This is a genomic window from Shewanella acanthi (assembly GCF_019457475.1).
GTDB classification, from domain to species: domain Bacteria; phylum Pseudomonadota; class Gammaproteobacteria; order Enterobacterales; family Shewanellaceae; genus Shewanella; species Shewanella acanthi.
The window spans coordinates 994,196-1,011,645 of the sequence record NZ_CP080413.1; the positions used below are offsets into that span (position 1 = coordinate 994,196).

General features: G+C 47.9%; 14 protein-coding genes. 4 read left to right on the forward strand and 10 right to left on the reverse strand.

Annotated elements, in window-relative coordinates; all coding sequences use genetic code 11:
* Window positions 1-19: 19 nt before the first annotated feature.
* Window positions 20-2,401: a PilZ domain-containing protein gene (locus K0H61_RS04435; protein ID WP_220051548.1), complete on the reverse strand. Its 2,382-nt coding sequence runs from the start codon at window positions 2,399-2,401 to the stop codon at window positions 20-22.
* A gap of 121 nt (window positions 2,402-2,522) precedes the next feature.
* On the opposite strand from K0H61_RS04435, the gene radA reads away from it, so the two are divergent.
* Window positions 2,523-3,887: a DNA repair protein RadA gene (gene radA, locus K0H61_RS04440; protein WP_220051549.1), complete on the forward strand. Its 1,365-nt coding sequence runs from the start codon at window positions 2,523-2,525 to the stop codon at window positions 3,885-3,887.
* A gap of 77 nt (window positions 3,888-3,964) precedes the next feature.
* Here radA and K0H61_RS04445 read toward each other — a convergent pair whose 3' ends face one another.
* A complete protein-coding gene (locus tag K0H61_RS04445; protein ID WP_220052469.1) occupies window positions 3,965-4,336 on the reverse strand; it encodes a PilZ domain-containing protein in 372 nt (123 codons plus the stop codon).
* Window positions 4,337-5,025: 689 nt separating this feature from the next.
* Here K0H61_RS04445 and K0H61_RS04450 point away from each other — a divergent pair.
* Window positions 5,026-6,378, forward strand: coding sequence for an NCS2 family permease (locus K0H61_RS04450; RefSeq protein ID WP_220051550.1), 1,353 nt, complete (start codon window positions 5,026-5,028; stop codon window positions 6,376-6,378).
* 86 nt (window positions 6,379-6,464) lie between these two features.
* Here the strand turns inward: K0H61_RS04450 and K0H61_RS04455 are convergent, their stop codons facing one another.
* The 4 genes from K0H61_RS04455 to K0H61_RS04470 all read right to left on the reverse strand — a co-directional run bounded on the left by K0H61_RS04455 (window position 6,465) and on the right by K0H61_RS04470 (window position 11,381).
* Window positions 6,465-6,875, reverse strand: a complete 411-nt coding sequence (locus K0H61_RS04455; protein WP_220051551.1) for a CBS domain-containing protein — start codon at window positions 6,873-6,875, stop codon at window positions 6,465-6,467.
* A 105-nt stretch (window positions 6,876-6,980) separates the two neighbouring features.
* Complete coding sequence (olsF, locus tag K0H61_RS04460; protein ID WP_220051552.1) at window positions 6,981-8,849, reverse strand: bifunctional ornithine lipid synthase OlsF; 1,869 nt, start codon at window positions 8,847-8,849, stop codon at window positions 6,981-6,983.
* A 1-nt stretch (window position 8,850) separates the two neighbouring features.
* Window positions 8,851-9,873, reverse strand: coding sequence for a UDP-2,3-diacylglucosamine diphosphatase (locus tag K0H61_RS04465; protein WP_220052470.1), 1,023 nt, complete (start codon window positions 9,871-9,873; stop codon window positions 8,851-8,853).
* A 149-nt stretch (window positions 9,874-10,022) separates the two neighbouring features.
* Window positions 10,023-11,381, reverse strand: a complete 1,359-nt coding sequence (locus K0H61_RS04470) for a YjiH family protein (protein WP_220051553.1) — start codon at window positions 11,379-11,381, stop codon at window positions 10,023-10,025.
* A 691-nt stretch (window positions 11,382-12,072) separates the two neighbouring features.
* Here K0H61_RS04470 and K0H61_RS04475 point away from each other — a divergent pair.
* The gene (locus tag K0H61_RS04475) at window positions 12,073-12,768 is read left to right on the forward strand and encodes a DUF998 domain-containing protein (protein WP_220051554.1); all 696 of its coding nucleotides are present in this window, start codon (window positions 12,073-12,075) and stop codon (window positions 12,766-12,768) included.
* Window positions 12,769-12,795: 27 nt separating this feature from the next.
* Here the strand turns inward: K0H61_RS04475 and K0H61_RS04480 are convergent, their stop codons facing one another.
* Window positions 12,796-13,659: a U32 family peptidase gene (locus tag K0H61_RS04480; protein ID WP_220051555.1), complete on the reverse strand. Its 864-nt coding sequence runs from the start codon at window positions 13,657-13,659 to the stop codon at window positions 12,796-12,798.
* Window positions 13,660-13,732: 73 nt separating this feature from the next.
* The gene (gene ubiU, locus K0H61_RS04485) at window positions 13,733-14,734 is read right to left on the reverse strand and encodes a ubiquinone anaerobic biosynthesis protein UbiU (protein WP_220051556.1); all 1,002 of its coding nucleotides are present in this window, start codon (window positions 14,732-14,734) and stop codon (window positions 13,733-13,735) included.
* Between the two features lie 134 nt (window positions 14,735-14,868).
* Here ubiU and ubiT point away from each other — a divergent pair, with 134 nt between their 5' ends.
* Window positions 14,869-15,408 (forward strand): ubiquinone anaerobic biosynthesis accessory factor UbiT, encoded by a 540-nt coding sequence (gene ubiT, locus K0H61_RS04490; RefSeq protein WP_220051557.1) that lies wholly within the window; start codon window positions 14,869-14,871, stop codon window positions 15,406-15,408.
* 79 nt (window positions 15,409-15,487) lie between these two features.
* Here the strand turns inward: ubiT and K0H61_RS04495 are convergent, their stop codons facing one another.
* Together K0H61_RS04495 and trhP are read right to left on the reverse strand one after the other, a co-directional pair.
* On the reverse strand, window positions 15,488-15,739 hold the full coding sequence (locus K0H61_RS04495; RefSeq protein ID WP_220051558.1) for a YfhL family 4Fe-4S dicluster ferredoxin: 252 nt from the start codon (window positions 15,737-15,739) through the stop codon (window positions 15,488-15,490).
* 4 nt (window positions 15,740-15,743) lie between these two features.
* Entirely contained in the window at window positions 15,744-17,108 is a 1,365-nt protein-coding gene (trhP, locus tag K0H61_RS04500; protein WP_220051559.1) for a prephenate-dependent tRNA uridine(34) hydroxylase TrhP, read from the reverse strand.
* Between the last annotated feature and the right edge of the window lie 342 nt (window positions 17,109-17,450).

The window sequence follows — 17,450 nt, forward strand, 5'->3', positions numbered from 1 at the left end:
TCATCATTAGCGATGAAGATTAATCACTCGTGCTATGCAGCGCGGGATAGCGTATCTCGACTTCTTGGGTGATATCTAATAATTCCCCCACGCCGATAATGCGCCAAAGCTGTTCCTCGAGTTGTTTTGCCCTGTGGCTGGCGTGAAGATTGATGTACTCAAGTTCTCGGCGAAGATAGTTGATATCGGGTTTTTCAGTCGCGCCGCGATAGACACGCAGGGCAATAAATTTCCCTAGGCTTTGACTTTGTTTGATAAAGGCTACTACGGCCTTATCGTCACCAATGTCGTTTTGCTGACAACATGTTAAGTGGAATTTGCCCCGTGATTGGCGAGTGAGCTGAATAAACACTTCAACAAAATCCATATCCTGTTGGGGCTTCATTTGCCGAATAGGGTCGAGGATTTCGCGTTTGAAGAAACCATTATTCATCAAAGGGGCGAGATTATATTGCATCGTGTCGGATGAGCCCCCGGCAAAAATATCACTTACGTCATCCCGTTGTGTGCCGACCCCAATACAGGCTATCTGAGCCGACTTAGTGGTTTTCTCGATAAAAAAAGGTACAGAATGCAGCTCGCGCATAAGAATATTCTTTAGGCCGTCAGCAATTTCCTTTGCCTCGCCGTTATTTTCGGTAAGTTGTTCAAGTTTGGCCTTGTTGTGGCTGATCAGTTTATCTAAAAACTCCACTCCGACATGGGGCGTATGCCCCATCACAGCGGTTAAGTGAATCGTCACGCCATTTTTACGGGTGCGTACTAGCCGATAGGGAAGATTGTCTAATTGGGTTTTACCGGCAATCGTTTGTAGCTTTGGAAAACTCACCATTAAGGGTTTGTTAGAGGTAAATTCCGTTGGATTATCGAGGTTAAGCTGTATACCCCTGCTTGAGATATCTAAACTCATGCCGCTTGCTTTAATGGGACCCTGTGACACACTGACTAAAGTTTTAAAGGCAAAACGAGCCTCCTGCCTACGTTCGCTAAACTGCATGCCGACAGGCTTGATTTGATGCGCGGTTAATTTTTGTTGTGCAAAGGCTTTGAGGGCGTTGGCATTACTGCCATCTTGCCAAGCGGTGTAGCTTGCTCTGGCATCTTCATTTGTCACATCGGTCAATTGCAGTAGGTGGCTAAACTGGGCAAGCTGCTGCTCCGCTAGTTGACTGTATTTGCTGTCATCACCAGGGAGCGTTGCACGGCGATAGCCTTTAGCGTGAAAGATTTTATCGGCCGTTAATTTAAAGATGCGCCAACTTGGTTTAGTTGAGGCAAAGCCCAAAAATAAGTTCATCAGCCCCTTGGCCTTGAGTTCAGCGAGGGTCGCTGAATAGAAATGTAAGCTTCCTTGGGCATTAAAGGTAAAACTGAAAAACAGGCTGTGATCTGGATTTTCCGGTTGCTTAACCAGTGAGATTAATCGGCTCGGTGTGAGCATCCCTGGTAATTGGCTAATATCATTTTCATCTTGAAAATAATGCACAATTTGTTGGTTATCTCGACTAAGCAGCATATGGCTTATCGATTTGGTTTGCTGATTTAAAAACAGTGGCAGCTGCGGCAAATGCGGTAGATAGTGGCGCTCGAACCCAAGGCCCGAAGCCGTCACTATGACATCGTTCACATCGAGTTTGTAACGCATTTTATAGCCGCGGATTAAATTGCCAAGCATCTCGCTAAGGGCTTCTGAACCGCCAAGTCGTTTAAGCCTTAGCCAGCTAAATTCGCCATTGGATTGGCTGTCGACAATCTCGTAATCGACCCCAAGTTGCAGATCGGGGTAATAAAATTCTTCGCTTAATTCGAGCAACTTGACCTTGAGTGGCTTGTCGAAATCTAACCCATGGTTAGCGCTGACTCGAATACGCGCGCCGCCAATTGAGAGATCGACCGTTATCCCCCTTAATTCGCCCCTGTCGGGTTGGGAGATGGCAATACGAATGCTGTAATTCATCCGTTCTTCTGCGCGATTAAAATAACTGCCAAGCACCACGCCTGGGACGATAAAAGGCTCTACTTCACTCACCTCGGTCGTTGTGACGCCTTGGCGGATTTGTTGTTTGCGCTGAAGGTGTGAGGCGAGCACGTGCTCATAGACCCCAACGGTATATTGGTTACGATAAAGCGAGAGTGCTTCTTGAAGACTGTGCTTTGCGGGCTCATCGAGAAAATGTCGTTGCTGCGATAATTTGACCTCAGTGCAGGGCAATTCAGATTTATCCCTTAGGTCAATGATGCGGGTGCAGGGCGATGCGAGGCGATTTAGCTCCATTTTCAACAGAAAACGGGTGGAGTTATTTTCATTGGATGTCAGCTGCGCAAAGATCTCCTGGAAGTTTGGCTCCATGAGTAGCGGTTTTAGCTGTTCTATCAGTGCACTTTGGTTATCTAAACTCATTTGCGGGTATGTAAACTCATCCTGGAGTTTTTGAAATGCTGACTTTGCCTACTGCTGTGTTAGTCTTATGTCGGCAGCATCGAGTGTTACTTAAATTATTTTATACAGATTTTAATAAGTTATGGCAAAAAATAAAACCGCTTACGTCTGCAATGAGTGTGGACAGGATTTTCCCCGCTGGCAAGGCCAATGCAGTGCCTGTCAGGAGTGGAATACCATTACTGAGGTGCGCCTTGGCGCAGCATCCCCTGGCCGCGGGACAAAATTTGCGGGTTACGCCGGCGCTGGCAGTAGTGAAGTCAAAACCCTAGATCAAATTGATTTAAATGCACTACCAAGAATCGTCAGTCATTTTGGTGAGCTTGATAGGGTACTCGGTGGGGGCATAGTCCCAGGTTCGGCCATCTTAATCGGTGGTCATCCTGGCGCAGGTAAGAGTACTTTATTACTGCAAACACTTTGTTATCTAGCCGAGCAAATGCCCGCACTCTATGTGACGGGGGAAGAATCGCTGCAACAGGTGGCGATGCGCGCCCACAGACTGGGGCTGCCAACCAATAAACTGCGCATGTTGTCTGAAACCAGCGTCGAGCAAATCTGCGAAATCGCCCTTAAGGAATTACCTAAGGTGATCGTTGTCGATTCGATTCAAGTGATGCACATGAGTGATGTGGCATCGAGCCCCGGCAGTGTGTCGCAGGTGCGTGAATCGGCATCCTTTTTAACCCGCTTTGCCAAACAAAATGGCATTGCAGTGATCATGGTGGGTCACGTCACCAAAGACGGCAGCTTAGCAGGGCCAAAGGTACTTGAGCACTGTATCGATTGCTCCGTGATGTTTGAAGGCGATAGCGACAGCCGTTATCGCACCCTTCGTTCCCACAAGAACCGTTTCGGTGCCATTAACGAACTGGGTGTATTTGCGATGACTGAGCGCGGCCTCAAAGAGGTGGCGAACCCATCGGCGATATTCTTATCCCGTGGTGAGGAGGAATCCTCTGGCTCATTGGTGATGGTGGTTTGGGAGGGCACTCGCCCTTTACTGGTCGAACTGCAGGTGCTGGTGGATAACTCCGCGATGTCGAATCCTCGCCGCGTTGCCGTGGGGATGGATGCGAACCGTTTGGCCATGTTACTGGCGGTAATGCATCGCCATGGCGGGCTACAGATGTCGGATCAAGATGTGTTTGTGAATGTGGTCGGTGGGGTGAAGGTCACCGAAACCAGTGCTGATTTAACCCTGCTATTGGCGATGGTATCTAGCTTTAGGGGCGATATTCTGCCAAGCGATCTCGTGGCCTTCGGTGAAGTGGGCCTATCAGGTGAAATTCGTCCTGTGCCTAATGGGCAGGAGCGTTTAGTTGAGGCGGCAAAACACGGCTTTAAACGCGCGATTGTGCCCAAAGCGAATGTGCCGAAAAAGCCGCCTGTCGGGATGGAGATTATAGGCGTGTCTAAACTCTCTGAAGCCCTTGAGGCACTTTAACTGCAAGTCGCAGTCTTATCTTTAGCATCCAAACCCATAGAAAAAAACAGCGCCTAAGGCGCTGTTTTTTACTTACGTTATTCGGCTATCGAATGCTGCTCGATAAATTGCCCAAACTCACGGTGGAGTAAGGAGGCGTCACCTAAATTAAGTTCTACAATGCGCTTTAGGTGGCTAATGCTTTCAACATCGATAGCATGGCATTGAAGCCCGAATTGACCGTTGCGATGGTGTACGACTTGGGTGTCCATATGCAGTTCAATATCCGAACCAGGTAGGGTAAAGGTAAGGGTGATAGGGTCATTGCTGCCGTTAAAATTAGCGGGGACTTCAACTAAAGCACCATTGAGGCACAGATCGAGTAAAGTGGTTTGCCAGTGGTGCTCACCCTGTTGCAGTGAGGCTGTTGCCGCGAATAATATCCGTGAAAATTTGCGTCTGTCGTCAATATTGCATTCTGCTTGCGTCATGGTCAGTAAGCACTCATCCCTTAAGATACAACTAAGCATAAGTCATATTGATGTGACTGTAAAATCAGCAAGTTTTGCTGCAATTTACTTGTTAAGTTGCAGATTAGTTGTGCCGTTTTGCTGACATAATGCAATTTTCCCTGTGAAGATGCAGGGCAACACCGCGTTGGTGAATCGGACGGTTAACTGGTCTCGTTGTGGTAGGTACCACTTTGAGGGGGTAAGGTTAATCTCCTCCCATCGTTAAAATTTTATTTACTGGCATACGGTTAGCGTATTTTCTGTGATCGACTGCAGAGATTTATGCTGTATTGGTGCTGTTTTTTAAACAACAGATTTCGATTTTATTCACTCATTATTTACCAATTTGCAGGGAAGATCTTAGCTATCTGACGGCATTTACAGTATCATCCGCGGCCAACAACGGCTGCGTCTGCCAAGTTGAAGCATATTCGACTAGGCAAAGCGTTACCGCTCGCAGATCATTGATTTTTCCTGCCGCAGGAAAATGATGTGGATCTCTCACCCAAACCTTGATGCTTTCTTGGGATCTATCCTTGGATTTTGCCTGTGGACTTGGGGCTCTAATCTGCCGCAGCCAGTGTCACCAATGGACTTAAGTCCATGGTATTGACCCGATATTAAGAGATCACAAGGTATAACAAGATATGTCTGAGCAAGTAAGTTCAACCGCCGTAGCCCAAGGTTCGTTCTTGGACCGTTACTTTTCTATTCAACAACGTGGTAGCACAGTTCGCCAAGAGGTGATTGCGGGCCTAACCACTTTCCTCGCCATGGTGTATTCAGTGATCGTGGTGCCTAATATGTTAGGTCAAGCGGGATTTGACACTGGCGCCGTGTTTATCGCGACCTGTTTAATCGCCGCCTTCGGTTCTCTGTTAATGGGACTGTGGGCCAATCTGCCAATGGCCATTGGGTGTGCGATTTCATTGACCGCCTTTACCGCTTATAGCCTAGTGTTAGGTCAAGGAATGTCGATTCCAGTCGCCTTAGGCGCCATCTTCTTGATGGGCGTGACGTTTACATTGGTGAGCGTAACAGGCATTCGCCAATGGGTACTAACCAACCTGCCAAAGGGGATTGCCCACGGTACTGGTATTGGTATCGGTCTGTTTTTACTGCTTATTGCCACCAACAGCGTACAGTTAATTGTGGCTAATAATGCAGGGCTGCCAGTGAAATTAGGCGACATTAACAGCCTACCTGTGATTGCTACAATTGTTGGGTTAGCGGCGACTATCGGCCTTGAGCGTCGCGGCGTGCCAGGTGGTATTCTGCTGGTGATCGTGGCGCTGTCGGTATTTGGTCTCGTGTTTGACCCAAGCGTGAAATTCCAAGGCTTCTTCGCCTTACCAGACTTTACCTCAGAGCATTCGTTGATTGGTCAGCTCGATGTGATGGGCGCTTTCAACCCTGTTGTGCTGCCCATTGTGCTTGCGCTGGTAATGACGGCGATTTTTGATGCCACAGGCACTATCCGCGCGGTCGCTGGACAGGCTAATTTACTCGACAAGCAAGACAATATCGTCGGTGGCGGTAAAGCATTAACGTCCGATTCGGTCAGCAGCATGTTTGCAGGTGTTGTCGGCGGCGCGCCAGCAGCCGTATATATCGAATCTGCTGCAGGTACCGCAGCGGGTGGTAAAACCGGTTTAACGGCAACTATTGTTGGCTTACTGTTTTTGCTGATGGTGTTCCTCGCGCCATTAAGCTACTTAGTGCCAGCCTATGCGACGGCGCCAGCCCTGATGTACGTTGGCTTATTGATGTTAAGCAATGTGGCAAAACTCGATTTTAACGATAAGGTCGATGCCATGGCAGGATTAACCTGCGCGGTGTTCATCATCCTAAGCTGTAACATTGTGACTGGCATTATGCTGGGCTTTGTGACCTTAGTTGTGGGTCGCATCGTTAGTGGTGAATGGCGTCAACTTAAAGTCGGTGTACTGGCCATTACCTTAGGATTAGTGGCTTTCTATATGGGCGGCTGGGCGATTTAATTTACCCTTAACCCTATCTTTAATAAATAAAAACGCGAGGGCTAATTGGCTCTCGCGTTTTTATTTACCCACGGTTATCTTTGCTTTTATCGCGTATCACAGTAGGCGCGTAGTAAATCCTTCCAAGTCACAATGCCTTTTAACTGCCCATTTTCTAGTACAGGCAAGCAGCCGATATTGTGCTCGAGCAACTGACGTGAGGCCTCGTCTAAACGGGTTTGTGGGGATGCCGTAATGGGATGGCGGGTCATCACCTGATGCATTCTTTTGTGAAGGGTATCTATATCCTTAGCAGTCTCGGCGTTTGTTCCAATATGTGGGCTAATCGCCCTTAGCAAATCGCGCTCGGACAAAATCCCCGCAAGCTGCTTGTCTTCCATAACGAGCAAATGATGAAATTTCACCTGTTCAAAGATCTCCTTGGCAACCGTTAATCTATCGTCCATATCCACTGTGACGACTCGGGTAGACATGATATCGGCAATAGTGATTGGCATAGGGAATCACCTCAAAGAAGTATCTGTAATACAAATTATTACAGATACTTATAACAGAGGGCTATTTATTTTGCTACTCGCAACGACAGGTTGACATCGAAAGGACTAGGCATCTTCCCCATCTTCATCGGCAATCACTAAACGCGCGTTTTCAGGTAAATGGGCACCGATATAGCGCTGGTATTTTTTGCCCTTGAGTCGTTTTGTATCGACAAGCACTAGGCCATCGATACAGTCGCCAAAGTCGGCGTCGATACCGAAGGCGAGAAATTTCACCCCACCAGGCTTACAAAGCTCGCCATATTGTTTATAAAGCGTCGGCACAGCTGCGTCCATACTGGCCAGCAGCTGCTTAAGCTGCTTGAAGTTTGTCTGATAATCGCCCGTGACGTAGTGGCTATCAAGCATGCTACAGCGCTCTGCAGGCAAGCCAAAGGGCGACATAGCGGTCGCCATGGAGTGCTCGGTGGCAAACTCTCTGCTGTAAAAATGCACGAGTAATTCGCGGGCATTGCCGGGCAATTGATTGCTGATGGATACTGGGCCAAACAGATAGCGATACTCAGGGTGTTTTGCTAAAAAAGCACCAATGCCAAACCAGAGGTAATCTAAGCTGCGTTTACCCCAATATTTGGGCTGCACAAAACTGCGACCTAATTCTAGTCCTTGGCGCACATAGGGGATAAACCCATCACTAAACTGGAATAACGACTGACTATAAAGGCTATTGGCGCCATATTGGCTTAATACCTGCTCTCCGCTCGCAAAGCGATAGGCGCCAACGATTTCCATCTGTTGCTTATCCCAAAGCACTAAGTGATGGTAATAGGAGTCATATTTATCGATATCGCGGCGCTTGCCACTGCCTTCGCCAACGGCGCGAAAGGCGATTTCCCGAAGACGGCCAATCTCTCGCATGATGGGATTACTATCCCTGTGCTGATACAGGTAAATCAGCATATTGTCTTGTGTCTGGCCAAGCAGCTCACATTGTTGTAGTGCGGATTGCAGCTCACGGCGAGGCTCGGGATGAGCGATGGCATTTTGGGTAACAAACAGGGGCTTCTTGTTTTTACCAATTCGATACAGGTGATTCTTGAGCAGCTTCACCTTTGTTTTAAGGGGGAAATCCATACCGCGCACGGCTTCATGGGGGATAAGCTCACCGATGCGAACCGGCATATTGCGCTTGGCCTGCTTAAACATTTCCTTGACCAGCAGTAGCGTCGCTAAGGGCTTGTAAATCATCGATGCCCCATAGAAAGCCACGGAGTTTTTGGCATCTAAGTAAATGGGCAGCAGCGGCGCGTTGCAGGAAATTGCCAGCCGCAAAAAGCCCGAATGCCACTGGGTATCACGCACTCCATTTGGGCGTAATCGAGAGACTTCACCCGAGGGGAAAATCAGCACCGCCCCTTCGCTGCGAAGATGCTGGTGGATCTTGTCTAAATACTGTTTGGGTGTGCCGCCTGTCATATTACGCACGGGCAGTAAAATCGAATGCAGCGGTGTGATGGCCATCAGTAGCTCGTTGGCGACGACCTTAAGATCAGGGCGGATTTCACTGATGAGCTTAATCAGGGCAAGACCGTCGAGGGAGCCTATTGGATGATTGGCAAAAATCACCACTCGGCCTTCGCTGGGAATATTTTCGATTTCATTGGCGGGCACGGTAAAGCTAAAGTCAAAACTGGCGAGCACCTGTTCGACAAAATCGACTCCCTGCAGATAGGAGAACTGCTGAGCAATATCGTTGCACTGCTTTTCGTTCAGCAGATAGCGCAGCATGGCTTTGGTGGGTTTGGCGAGCCAAGGCTTGCCGTTGAGGTTAGGGAGATTTTGCTGCACCACATTGTCGACGGTAAAAATCTTGTTCTCGCCCTTGGCGGTTACAGTGGCTATGGCTTCCCTTGTTGAAAGTGCGGATGACCTTTCGTTGTCGTTAGTTAACGGCTCGGTATTGAGTTGTTCCATATCAGGCAACGTCCCTTGGTTGAATGGCTGGATTGGTCGTTACACTTTGGGCGGCAAGCGTCGATTTGGCCGAAATTGGTGCGAGGCTAATGCTGCTAATCAGTTCGAGGCTTAAACTGGGGTCATGCCAGCGGCATAATTGCAGCTCGCCGCTTAAGGTTTCGGTGAGCAGGCTGCAGTTTTCGACCCAATCGCCGTCGTTGGCGTAGATAAGTTGGCGTTTATCCGGCGTCGTTGAGTAACTACCACGTTGATGAATGGACAGCTCTGGCTGGTGGATATGGCCGCAAACTACCCCATCGACATCGTAATGTTGTGCGTATTTGAGGACGGCTTGGCGATAGAGGCTAATGGCCGCCTGCGCCTTAGAAACCCGCGCCTTGAGATAGCCCGCAAGCGACCAGTAGGGATATCCGAGTCGCTCCCGAAAGCGGTGTAGTTGGCGATTGAGGAACATCAGCAAATCGTAAAGATGATCACCCAGCTTGGCGTAAAAGCGACCCATGCAGACGTCGGCATCGAATTGATCGCCGTGGAGCATTAGGAGTTTGCGTCCGCTAATCCCTTGATGAATGTGCTGACGACTCATTTTGATGTTAAGCAGTGTCAGCTGCGCGTAGGGCTTAAGTAACTCGTCGTGATTGCCGGGTAAGTAGTGCACTTGGCAGCCATTTTGTGCCAGCTCGACTATTTTTTGCAGAACTAAGTTGTGATGCTCGGGCCAATGAAAGCGGCGTTTCAGCGCCCAGATATCAATAATATCGCCGACCAGATACAGGTATTGGCACTGGACAGTACTCAGCATATTGAGCAGGAACTCGGCCTTACAATCCTTACTACCCAAATGGATATCCGACAGCCACAGGGCATTGACTCTGATTGGGTGAGGCGGCGCTTTCTCAAGTTTTGTGGTTGTAGGATCTGTGGGGCTAAATGGGGTGGAATGGTTATTTTGGGGGGGAGAATAGAAATTCGCAGTGGATTGCCGCGGATTGTCGGCGTTCGAGAACTGAATTCCTGCCATCATTTTTCACCTTTTTGGCTTTTAATGACTGCAGAGGTTAATGAGTACCTTTGACTGAATGATGACGGCGAAATGACATGCAAATGACAAATGTAAAAAGGGGAGTCTTTGCTGACTCCCCTCTAATGATTTACCGTTATTAAGTTTGCTTAGAACAGCAGGTGTGCCATTCCCGCAATCACTGGCAGCGTGACTAAGGTACGCAGAATAAAAATCACAAACAGTTCAGCGAAGTTAACGGGGATCTTGCTGCCAATCAGCAGGGCGCCTACTTCACTCATATAAATAAGTTGAGTCACCGACAGGGCTGCAATTACAAAGCGGGTCATATCCGCTTCAATCGAGCTTGCCAGAATCGATGGGATAAACATATCCGCAAAGCCAACCACGATAGTTTTAGAGGCTTCGGTGGCTTCTGGAATGTGCAGTAGCTCGAGTAATGGGATAAATGGCATGCCAAGATAGTTAAATATTGGCGTGTGCTCGGCAATGATCAGCGCCGTTGTACCAATCGCCATGACCACTGGGATAATACCAAACACCATATCGACGACGTTTTTAATGCCTTCGCTAAATACGGCCTTTACACCTCCGGCAGTCGAAGCTTTTTCAAGTGCCTTATCGAAACCCCAGGAAAGTGCATTGTGGCCTGCAGGGATGATTTCATCATCGGCATGACGAGGGGTATCGTCGATATAGCTATCTTTTTTCCAAGACAGCGGCGGCAGTTTTGGCACGATAATCGCGGCGGCTAACCCGGCTAAACACACCGTTAGGTAGAAGGGCACGAACATATGTTCAAGCTTCACCTGTGAAATCACCACTAAGCTGAAGGTAATCGATACCGCAGAGAAAGTGGTACCGATAACGGCCGCTTCTCTCTGAGTATAAAAGCGCGCTTCGTATTGTTTACTGGTCAGCAAAATCCCCACACTACCGTCACCTAACCACGAAGCCATACAGTCGATGGCGCTGCGACCTGGCAAGTTAAATACCGGGCGCATGATTTTAGTCAGCAGCGTGCCGAACAGTTCTAATAAACCAAAGTTCAACAGTAGTGGCAGTAACATTCCCGCGAAAATAAATACGCACAGTAGTACGGGTAACAGATCGTTTAGTACCAGAGCACCAGTGCTTGAGGAATTAATGGCTTCAGGGCCAATACCAAAGAAGGTTAATACGATAAAGATGGCACCGACAACGCGAGTCACTAACCACAGCGGGCTGATATTCAGCAGGCTATTCAGGAAGTGGTTATTCACAATCGCTTTGGGCTTTAGGGCTTTGGTGAGCACCGAGGCTAGGGCCATGAAAACCACTATCGTCGTCACAATTCCCGTGATCACATCGCTCAGGGCACTTTGCAGCGCTTTAGAGATAATCGCGATTGGAATGGTAATCGCATCGTTGTAGCTGATAGGGGTCATAAAGAGTAATAGACCGATCAGCGAAGGGACGATAAAGGTGAGTATCGTCTTGAGGTTGCGGTTTTTATGTTCAGTAGCCAATGGTGTACACCTTAAAATACGAGTCGCACAGAATTAACTTGAATAAAGCGCCACCTTATGCCGATTTTTAGCCGAGTTAAGGTGCATTTTCATTCAGCTCAAATTTGAGAAGCGGGAAGATTACTCGCTTAGCTCGACTAAGTAAAATGATTAGCTAATTTGTTTGAGATAAGCAGTAAAACAGCATAGTTATTTTTGGCGGCTTAGCCAAGGAATGTGCGCTATAAGCCCGTCAGAGCTACTGTAAACTCACTTTTAAATCAGAGTTTTAGCACCTGGTGTTAATTAAGGTTAGCGATTTTGTTGTGCAACTGGGTTTATTTATACCTGCTGACGCAATTGGCTAAAAATAAACCGCATAAAACGGGGTAAAAGAATTATTGCGGGTTTATTGAGCAATATTTTACTGTTTGGCTGGCAATTGCCACATTCAATGTAAATAAGGTATGGCTGAGGCATGCTTGCTCAACGTTATTCAGTTGCTGATGCATAAAGCGCATTTTTATGCGTTTTATGTCAAAGATTGTGGGCATCTACTCGTTAAGGTATCGAAATCGCGGTAAAAACTAAAGCTGACTAAATAAGCGTTAACGGCGAAAAAATAAAAAATTACCATAAAGAAGATATGCGCCGCTTTAATTATTCGTAATTCCATGTAAGTTAGTACTATTCCTACTGAGTTAGTGTATTCATGACTAGTACTAGAAAAATTGCCGTGCATAAGGGTGTCGCACTGGCCAATAAGTTTGGGTTTTTAGGATTATTTGGCATCCTCTTGGGGTTAGTGGGCGCCGTGATTGGCTTTGATTATTCTGAAACCAAAACCTTTAACTTTTTAAATCATACCCTGAGTGAACTCGGCACCTATGGCCATTCCTCCTCTGCCGTTGTACTCAACGGTGGATTATTTTTTGGTAGCCTTAGCATTGCCTTCTATTGTCTGTCATCCCTGCAGAATGTGACTCGTTTTTGGGGATATCCCTTCTTTGTCTTTATGACCTTAACTTTTCTTGCCCTCTCGTCCATAGGCTTGTTTCCGGTAAATGTCTACCATCTGCATATTTTAGGGCTTAAATGGTTTTTCTATTTTGGGAGTTTAAGCGCGGTCTGTTACTTGATTTGGGCAGGTTTAAGTCCGTTACCGGCTCGGGGCTGGAATGTGTTACTCGCCCTGATGGTGTTTGTCAGTATGATGACCTTTCTATACGCCCCTCAGTTAGGATTGGGGCTCACGGAGGGGGATAGACCTTTCTATCAAGAGATGGTGGTGCAGCTGCCCAGACCCGAACTCTGGTGGCCGGCCTTACTCGAATGGGTTGGCTTGGCAAGTTTGCTTGCTTGGACGCTAATGTTGTTAGTCAGCGGGACTTCACTCACCCAAGACTAACGCTTGAGTGAGTGATTAACATAACCCTTAAAATCTCGCCAGTCCGGCTTCCCCAAACCAATAGCCATTACAGCTAAGCGCGTCCGTTAATGGCATTTGTGGCTCATTTGCATCGAGTGATTGGATGAGTCCTTCCGCTTTGGTAATACATCCGACACTATTAGGTGAGAAGCGAAACACATCTACGCCCATTTGTTGCATGGCTGTGGCTTCACTGCGTAAATCCACGCAGCTTGCCGATTGGGTTTGAATGCCATTGAGCCTGAGTAGCGGCTGTTGCTCTTGGGTTTGCGCCAATAATCCCTTTGAATATTGCTTACAGACTGTTTCACAACTGTCCTTGGAACGTTGTTTATGTCTTGCGGTAAAACAGCGCGCCGAATGGGCTAAAGGCAAATAGCCGTGGCCAAAGACTTCAACCTCGAATGCGGGCTTTTCGGCAATGACTTGCCCAAGCCAATGCTTTGAAAGCTCGATGGGCATAACAAAACGCCTCATTCCGCTTTGCTTTAAAATCTCAAGGCTAGCGCGGTTATAGTTGTTGATACTCGGTCCACTGACGAAGGGCAAGTGATGTTCTTTTGCCGCATGCACTGCGCCCATATCGTTGGCCTCAATCATAAACTCACCATTGTTAACTTGACGTTTAAGCTCAGCGTACTCCGAGGGGCTTTCAATTAAGGCGAGTGTCGATAGCACGACTTCTTTACCCGCTTGTTTGAGCATTTGTGCTAGGGCGAGATAATCGCCCCACTTGAGCTCACGCCGACGGCTACAAACCGCTTCGCCTAAATACACAATGGGGACATTGCTGTTCGCGACGGCTTGATAAAAATCGCTGACCTGTTGTTTTTCCCAGCAATAAAGTAGCGGGCCAAGGGAGATTTTCATAAATAGTTCTTCTGTATTCTGTTAAAACAAGTGACCTGTAAATGCAATTTAGCGAATTGCTTGAGTCCAATCGTTATTGCCAGTTGCGCTCATAGGCACCTAGGGTAGTAATTTGCCCCTCTGATACTTTGGCTAAGGCTTGTTCCCAATGGGTTTGGGTCTGGAATTTATCGGGGTTATCCAGATAGGTATCAATCGCTTGACGCCAGACCCGAGTCACTTGCTCAACGTAGGCAGGGCTGCGTTGACGCCCTTCAATTTTTAGCGACACTATCCCCGCGCGAGCAAGCTCTGGCAGCAGACTTAAGGTGTTTAAGCTCGTGGGGGACTCGAGTAAATACTGGGGAGATTCACTCTCCTCTGTGAGGTAGCGTCCTTTGCAGACAACGGGGTAACCCATTTGCTCATCGATCCCCGATTTGTCGATCAACACATCATTGAGAAGGGTGAGTCTATCTTGTCCCTCTTCTTGCCAGCGGACATGCTTGGCGGGCGAGCAGGAGCCGCCAGTATTCGGGGATTGACCCGTTACATAGGATGATAAGTGGCAACGCCCCTCGGCCATAATGCACAGACTGCCAAAGGCAAAGACCTCGAGATCGACAGGGCTGACCTTGGCTAAATCCCGCACCTGCTTTATCGACAGTACCCGCGGGAGTACGACCCGTTGAATATTAAAGGCCTGTTTGTAAAAACTGAGGGCGCCAAGATTAGTCGCACTCGCCTGAACCGACAGGTGCAATGGCAGGTGAGGGTAGTGTTTATGGGCATAATCGAGTAGCGAAAGGTCGGCAACGATTAATGCATCCGCACCTAATTTTGCGGCTAAATCGATAGCTTGATACCAGCGATGTTCTTCATTGGGTTTAGGGAACGTATTGAGGGTGAGGAAGATTTTCTTTCCCCTTTGGTGCGCTAATTCAATGCCTTCCTGTAACTTGGCTTCGGTGAAGTTTAACCCTGCGAATGACCGGGCATTAGTGTCGTCCTTTAGCCCTAGATAAATGGCATCGGCACCAGCCTGTAATGCTGACTTGAGTGAAGCCAGATTGCCTGCCGGACATAACAACTCCATATTCGTGCTCCCAATTAGATAATTGGGACGAAGTGTAGGAAAGATTGATTGACGGTGAATTGATTTAAAACAGGTTTTAAACCATAAAATCTCGCTAGACTGGCCGTTAAGTGTTTTTTGAAAGGTAATTGACCATGTACGCTGTTTTTTCAGCCAATTTAGCCAAAGAATTGCTCACGCTCACCCCTAAGTTTGTAGGTCTGCCGCTGTCGAAAGTCCCCTTTAGTATCAAAGATAAGGCTATTGCAGAGCTGCTCGGATTATTACTTGCGTCCCAGGCGCAAGATGGCGAGCTGGATTTCCTAGAAGGCCAGTGGGTTGCCATTCGAGTGGAGGATTTAGGGCTACATTTTGAGGTGAGCTTTAATGGTCATTGGCTGGTGCGTCCGCTCACCGATGCCCAAGTTACTTTCAGTGCGCCATCGAGCGAATTAGTGTTAGTGGCTGCAGGTAAGGAGGACCCTGATACCTTATTTTTCCAACGAAAACTCAGTATTCAAGGGGATACCGAATTAGGGTTAGAGGTGAAAAACCTGCTGCTTGGGGTGGAGTTTGCCAGTTTGCCCACGCCGCTGCGCCTGAGCGTAGAGAAATTGGCAAGCGTTATCATGCATCTGCAGGCAAAGGCCAAACCAACGGTGGTGACTGTTCAACCCGCTGGTGCATATAATTAGTCGCTTGTTTTGATGCCATTGATTAAACAAAAAGCCCCGCCAATCATGGCGGGGCTTTTTCGTCGTTTCCGATGGTGCTTTAAATTTTCTGGGTCAGAATGGCAAATTTCACCAGCAACTCATCGTGGGATTCGACGTGGTTCGGATCCGGGTCGATACAATCAATCGGACAAACCGACACACAGGTTGGTTTGTCGTAGTGGCCAACACATTCAGTACAGCGGTCGGGGTCAATCTCATAGATTTCTTCCCCCATAGTGATTGCCTGATTGGGACACTCGGGCTCACACATGTCGCAGTTAATGCAGCTGTCGTCGATCAGTAATGCCATGACCTTAACCTAATTCGTGGGGATTGCGGGTGTCCTGTCCCTGCGGCAGGTTACGCAGTAAAATACCGTGGTTGAGATCCACTTCCTTTGGAACCGGTAAGTACACAGTATGCCCCGAACCTAAACCGGCCTCAACGGCTTCTGCCTTACGGTTCTCGAGCTGCTCGATGGTGAGGCTGATATTGCCCTGTGGCGTCATTAACTCAACACTGTCACCCACGGAGAATTTGTTCTTCACTTCGATTTCGGCAAGGCCCGCAGCATTGCGCTTGCCTGTCAGTTCACCCACAAACTGTTGGGTATCGCTGACCGAGTAGCCATAGTCGTAATTTTGGTATTCGTCGTGCACGTGGCGGCGTAGGAAGCCTTCGGTGTAACCTCGGTGCGCCAAGCCTTCCAATTGGTTCATCAGGCTGCGATCGAAGTTTTTGCCAGATACCGCATCTTCAATCGCTTGGCGATACAGCTGCGCAGTACGGGCTACATAGTAGAAAGACTTAGTACGGCCTTCGATTTTTAATGAGTCTATGCCCATCTTGGCTAGGCGCTCAACGTGTTGAATCGCACGCAAGTCTTTAGAATTCATAATATAAGTGCCATGCTCATCTTCGAAGGCTGGCATATATTCGCCCGGACGATTAGCTTCCTGCAGCAGGAATATTTGATCGGAAGGAGCCCCCGCACCTAAGGTTGGGGTTTCAATTTGTACTGCATTTGGGGTGGCGATGATATCGCCAGAGTCAGTTTGCTGCGCTTCATGGACGTCATATTTCCAGCGGCAGGCATTGGTACAAGTACCTTGGTTTGGATCGCGCTTATTGATATAACCAGATAATAGACAACGGCCAGAGTAGGCCATACACAAAGCGCCGTGGACGAACACTTCTAGTTCGATATCTGGGCAGCGCTGACGAATTTCTTCAATTTCATCTAATGACAATTCACGTGACAGGATCACACGTTTAATGCCCTGGGTTTGCCAGAATTTAACTGACGCCCAGTTAATGGCGTTAGCTTGTACCGATAAATGCACCACTTGATCGGGGAAGGCTTCACGTACCATCATAATCAGCCCTGGATCAGACATGATTAAGGCATCGGGTTTCATCGCCACAACTGGCTCCATATCCTTGATGTAGGTTTTTAGCTTGGCGTTGTGGGGCGCAATATTGCTCACCACGTAGAGCTTTTTACCTAGGGCATGGGCTTCTTCAATCCCAGTTGCGAGGTTTTCCATTTTAAAGTCGTTATTACGTACCCTTAAGCTATATCTCGGCTGACCTGCATAAACCGCATCTGCACCATAGGCAAATGCGTAGCGCATGTTTTTCAGCGTACCTGCGGGAGATAAAAGCTCTGGTTTAAACATAATGACTCTCGAGTGTTTGAAGAATTAGGCGCACTGCGCGGGGCGCGCATTTTACACAATGAAAGTAGGGTTATGCAAATTGCTAACCTTAACTTTAGGTATAGCTCGCAATTGACGAATATACCCATAAGTATCACTATGGTTAGGGTTGCCATAGTGCAATAGATGATAACCATGCGCACTCATAATTGAGCTTAAATGGGCCCATGGTGCAGGAAGTTAGCCTTTTTCTTGGGGTCTCTGGCAAAATGGGTTATAGCGTCAAACAAATTATTAACGTCTGTTGCATTTTTCTGCCCATCAATTGATCACCAACTGATATACTGCAACTACTCAATGTTA